At 65.6% G+C, this 4608-nt stretch carries 5 protein-coding genes; 3 read left to right on the forward strand and 2 right to left on the reverse strand.

The annotated features are described in order from the left end of the window. Positions 1-75: 75 nt before the first annotated feature. Together TVH25_RS20910 and TVH25_RS20915 are read right to left on the reverse strand one after the other, a co-directional pair. Entirely contained in the window at positions 76-1224 is a 1149-nt protein-coding gene (locus TVH25_RS20910) for a thiolase family protein (RefSeq protein WP_422425379.1), read from the reverse strand. A gap of 34 nt (positions 1225-1258) precedes the next feature. Further along, a complete protein-coding gene (locus tag TVH25_RS20915; protein WP_169620256.1) occupies positions 1259-1678 on the reverse strand; it encodes a Zn-ribbon domain-containing OB-fold protein in 420 nt (139 codons plus the stop codon). Positions 1679-1905: 227 nt separating this feature from the next. Here TVH25_RS20915 and TVH25_RS20920 point away from each other — a divergent pair, with 227 nt between their 5' ends. The 3 genes from TVH25_RS20920 (at position 1906) to TVH25_RS20930 (ending at position 4507) form a co-directional block, all read left to right on the forward strand. Then, positions 1906-3033, forward strand: coding sequence for an NDMA-dependent alcohol dehydrogenase (locus tag TVH25_RS20920; protein WP_169620255.1), 1128 nt, complete (start codon positions 1906-1908; stop codon positions 3031-3033). Positions 3034-3067: 34 nt separating this feature from the next. Next, a complete protein-coding gene (locus TVH25_RS20925; protein ID WP_169620254.1) occupies positions 3068-3880 on the forward strand; it encodes a serine hydrolase domain-containing protein in 813 nt (270 codons plus the stop codon). 120 nt (positions 3881-4000) lie between these two features. After that, positions 4001-4507: a DUF3145 domain-containing protein gene (locus TVH25_RS20930; protein ID WP_169620253.1), complete on the forward strand. Its 507-nt coding sequence runs from the start codon at positions 4001-4003 to the stop codon at positions 4505-4507. Positions 4508-4608: the final 101 nt, after the last annotated feature.

Consider the following 4608-nt stretch of genomic DNA (forward strand, 5'->3'; position numbering starts at 1 on the left):
AAAACCCGGGGCGCGGGGGGGGGGCCGGGGCCGCCTCCTTTCCGGCTGCGAACAGCAGTTACGTAGCGCGCACGATCAGAGGGACAGGATCGACGCGGCGGCCGTTCCGGGGGCTCCGTAGACCTGGGCCAGTCCGACCTTCGGCTCTCCGGGCACCTGGCGATCGCCCGCCTGGCCGCGGAGCTGCACGACGAGCTCGTGCACCTGGCGAATGCCGGACGCGCCGATCGGCTCACCGTTTGCGATGAGACCACCGTCGGTGTTCACGGGCAGCGAGCCGCCGATCTCGGTGGCGCCCTCTGCGATCAGCTTTTCCTGGTCACCGTCGGCGCACAGCCCGGTCTCGGCCATGTGGATGACCTCCGCACCGGCGTCGGTGTCCTGCAACTGCGCGATGTCGACGTCCTCGGGTCCGATGCCGGCCGCCTCGTACGCTGCCTTCGCGGCGTACACGGTCGGAGAGACGTCCTCGTCCACCGCTGCCCACGTCGCGTGCACCTCATAGGCGCCGTACGTGCGGGTGCGAATCGCGGTGGAACGCAGGTACACCGGCTTGTTCTCCGTGTACTTCGATGCCAGATCGCCGCGGCACATGATGACTGCCGCAGCGCCTTCGTCGGGAGCACAGAACATCTTGGCCGTGAGCGGGTAGTTCAGCATGGGCGATTCGAGGATCTCCTCGATGCTGAATTCGGTGCGCCGGAATGCCTTCGGGTTCAGTCCGCCGTTGCGGTAGTTCTTGGCGGCGACCCGGGCGAGCGTCTCGTGGGAGATGTTGTGCTCGAGGGTGTAGCGGTTGGCCTTCATGCCGAAGAACTTCGTGGTGACGAACTGGCCGTTCTCGGCATACCAGGCCGGCAGGCCCAGCATGGCGGGGTCGGCGGTGAACGCACCACGCGGGTGCTTGTCGGTGCCGACGGCGATGCCGATGTCGTACTTCCCGGACCGGATGCCGTCCGCGGTCTGTTCGATCGCACTCGCGGAGGTGGCACACGCGTTGAACACGTTGGTGAAGGGGATGCCGGTCAGGCCTACCAGCCGGGTCACGGCGTCGGTGTTGTCCACCTCGTAGCTACCGCCGATACCGAACTGGATGTCTCGCCACGCCACACCCGAATCTTCGAGTGCGAGCTGGATTGCGTCGGCCGCCATCTCGATGGCCGACTTGGTGCCGAATCTGCCGAACGGGTGAAGGCCCACACCGATGATGGCAACGTCGTTCATAGTTTCAAGGACTCCTCGATCAGGTGTGTGCTGGTCAGATCGGCTCGAACGCCCACGTGACGATTTCGGTGCCGTCCTCGTCGACGTAGAACGGCACGAAGGTGAGTTCGAGCTCCATGCCGGGCCGCAGCTCGGCGGGATCCGACTCGGTCAGCCGCGCCTCGACCCGCACGACGTCGCCGAGCTGGACGAGGCCGAACGTGAACGGTGTGAAGGTGGCGGCGGTTTCGTTGCCGGCGTACGGCTGCTTCGGGACGAATCCCTGTGTCGTCCAGGCGACCAGGGTTCCGCGCCGGGGGAGCAACAGTTCCGACACGTTCGCTCCGCTGCACCGCGGGCACCGCGGTTGCTGCGGCCAGGTGGTGGCGGCGCAGTCGGCGCAGTGGCTGCCGACGAGTTGGGGGTCCTCCGCCGGCCAGGTCGAAACGTCGGGCGCGAGCGCCTTCGTCGTCATAGGTCATCCTCCGTTGTTCGGTGCCGCCGCCCGGTGTCCCGAGGACTGCGGCCATGACAATCACGCTAGACGGAAATTGCATTCTCCACAATGAGAGCACCATATCCGACGCCGGGCCGCGGGCGGAGCGCGCCATGCGCGCGGAAAGCTTTATAGAACCTGTTCCAATTACGGAGGAATGTGGTTATCGTCACGTGCACAACTTGCAATGCGATGGAGGGCGTCAGATGAAGACCAAGGGTGCAGTGCTGTGGGGGCTCGACGAAGCGTGGTCGGTCGAGGACATCGAGCTCGGCGATCCCGTGGCGGGTGAAGTCCAGATCCGCATGGAAGCCGCCGGCATGTGCCACTCCGACCACCACATCGTCACCGGCGCGACGCCCATGCCGTCCTTCCCGGTCATGGGCGGGCACGAGGGATCCGGCGTCATCACGAAGGTCGGCGACGGTGTCGTCGGTTTCGAGGTCGGCGACCACGTCGTGCTGTCCTTCATTCCCGCGTGTGGACGATGCCCGTCGTGTGCGAGCGGACACTCGAACCTGTGCGATCTGGGCGCCGGACTCCTCAGCGGTCAGGCGATCTCCGACGGCAGCTACCGGATCCAGGCGCGCGGCCAGAACGTCATCCCGATGTGCCTGCTCGGGACGTTCTCCCCGTACATGACCGTGAATCAGAGCCAGGTCGTCAAGATCGACAAGGATGTGCCGTTCGAGCTCGCCGCCCTGGTGGGTTGCGGCGTTCCGACGGGCTGGGGTTCGGCTACGCACATCGCCGACGTCAAGCCGGGCGATTCGGTCGCGATCATCGGTGTCGGCGGCGTAGGTATGAGCGCGCTGCAGGGCGCGGTCGCGTCCGGTGCCCGCTACGTCTTCGCGATCGATCCGGTGCCGTGGAAGCGTGAGCAGGCCATGAAGTTCGGTGCCACCCACACCTACGCGTCGATCGAGGAAGCGATCGTGCCGATCATGGAGGTCACCTGGGGACGTATGTGCCAGGAGACGATCATCACCGTCGGTGAGATGAAGGGTGACCTGGTCGACCCGGCGCTGACGCTCACCGCGAAGGGCGGCAAGTGTGTCGTCACGGCCATGGGCTTCATGTCGGACATGGACGTCAAGCTGAACTCGTTCCTGTTCTCCATGCTGCAGAAGGATCTCAAGGGCAACATCTTCGGTGGCTGCAACGCCCGCGTCGACATCCCCCAGTTGCTGGACCTCTACAAGTCCGGTCAGCTCAACCTCGCGGACATGGTGACCCGCACGTACACGCTCGAACAGATCAACGACGGATACCGGGACATGCTCGACGGCAAGAACATCCGTGGCGTGATCCGCTACACAGAAGCCGACTGGTGACCTTGCTGCGCCCACCATCTCGTACCCTGGGTCGGTGCGCAGTCTCGAAGTGATATCCGAATGGCCCGTCGACCATGCCGCCGCCGCTGTCGTCACTCGCGACGGCGGCGTGGTTGCGTCCACCGGAGATCAGCGGGCGGTGTACTCGCTGGCCTCGGTGACCAAACCCCTCGTCGCATACGCGGCTCTCGTGGCGATCGAGGAAGGGGCCATCGAACTCGATCAGCCCGCAGGCCCGCCCGGATCGACGGTGCGGCACCTGCTCGCCCACGCGTCGGGGCTGGCGTTCGGAGAGCGCACCGTCGCAGCCGAACCCGGGCGCAAGCGCATCTACTCGAGTGCGGGCTTCGAGGTTCTCGGTGAGTTGATCGCCACCGAGAGCGATATCGCGTTCCCGGACTACGTGACCCAGGCGGTGTTCGAGCCTCTCGGGATGGGCGACTCGAGCCTGCCCGGTCCGGCGGGCCACGGAGGCCGTTCGTCGGCCGCGGACCTTGCCGTGTTCGCGGGGGAGTTGCTGGCCCCGACACTCGTCTCCGACGTGCTGTTCGGTGAGGCGACCGACGTGCAGTTTCCGGGGCTGAACGGATTGGTGCCCGGATACGGAATGTTCAAGCCCAACGATTGGGGGTTGGGTTTCGAAATCCGCGGCGAGAAGAATCCGCACTGGACCGGCACAAAGAATTCTTCCCGTACATTCGGGCATTTCGGCCAATCGGGGACATTTCTCTGGGTAGATCCCGAATTCGGCGCGGCATCTGTGGTACTTACCGATAGGGACTTCGGAGACTGGGCAAAACCGCTCTGGCCTGCACTGAGTGACTCGGTAATCGCTGAACTCACATAAACCTCTTTCGTTTCCTGGCGAAACACTGGCAACAGGAGCACACTTGTTCCCAGTCGCATGGAGAAACCTTCGCGCAGAGGCCGTTGGGGAAGACGTCCTCGTCGAACCGGAGGTGTATCTATGCGCGTATCCAATCAGTTCGCGGATGTGACGACCGGGGTGATCTATATCCACTCTTCGCCCGCCGCGGTCTGTCCACATATCGAATGGGCGCTGGCTGCCACGCTGAGCAGTCGCCCGGAACTGACCTGGATCGGTCAGCCCGCCGACGTGGGCGTGCTGCGGACCTCCATCGACTGGGTCGGTCCGGTCGGCACCGCCGGCCGCCTCGCGGAGGCTCTGAGTGTGTGGCCGATGCTGCGCTTCGAGATCACCGAGAATCCCAGCGAGGGTGTCGACGGCGAGCGCTACAGCTACGTTCCCCGGCTGGGACTGTGGCGGGGGTGCGCCAGCGCGAACGGCGACGTCGTCGTCGGAGAGATGCGTCTGCGCGCCATCCTGGCCTCGTCCGACGCCGCCGCCGAAATCCACCGGGCGCTGGGGACGGCATGGGACGACGAACTCGAGCCCTATCGCAGCGGTGCCGAGGGCGCCGAGGTGACGTGGCTCCGGCGCGACGTCGGCTGAGCGGTACCGTGCCTTCGACCTGACACCTCCTGCACCTCTCCGCTACGCCGCCGGCGCCGCCCCCGCGGGTCGGAGGGGGCCGGGCGCGTATTCACATCGCC

This window comes from Rhodococcus sp. 7Tela_A2 (assembly GCF_049311045.1).
Lineage (GTDB): Bacteria > Actinomycetota > Actinomycetes > Mycobacteriales > Mycobacteriaceae > Rhodococcus.